Source organism: Brevibacillus sp. RS1.1 (assembly GCF_013284365.1).
GTDB lineage: Bacteria > Bacillota > Bacilli > Brevibacillales > Brevibacillaceae > Brevibacillus > Brevibacillus brevis_D.
On record NZ_JABSVA010000039.1, the window covers coordinates 1 to 452 of the forward strand.

The 452-nt window shown below is 54.0% G+C and carries 1 protein-coding gene; it reads right to left on the reverse strand.

Translation table 11 applies throughout. The features are described 5' to 3' along the window. A partial coding sequence (locus tag HP570_RS29265) for a phosphopantetheine-binding protein (protein ID WP_173627966.1) occupies positions 1–452 on the reverse strand: 452 nt, incomplete at both ends.

The following is a 452-nucleotide window of genomic DNA, read 5'->3' on the forward strand; positions in this document are numbered from 1 at the left end:
GTTGGGTTTTCGAAAAGCGTACGGATCGGTACTTCTCCTGCAAACATCTCACGAAGACGGGAAATGACCCGTGTCGCCAAGAGAGAATGCCCGCCTAACTCGAAGAAGTTGTCATGAACGCCGACTTTTTCGATACCAAGCACTTGCGACCAGATGGTGGCGACCAGCTCCTCCGTTTGGTTGCGTGGCGCTACATACTCTTGGGTAGAAGTGTTTTGGCCCCACTCCGGCTCTGGCAGTTGCTTCCGGTCGATCTTGCCGTTCGGTGTGAGGGGCATAGTGTCCAGCCAGACAAAGACGGATGGAACCATAAACTCTGGCAATTTTGCTTTTGCCCAGACGGCTAAGTCAGTGGGCTCTTCGCTACTTTCCCCTCTTGTCGTCACGTACGCCGCCAGACGTTTGTCACCCTGCTTGTCTTCTCTTGCCATCACAACGGCTTCCTTGACAGC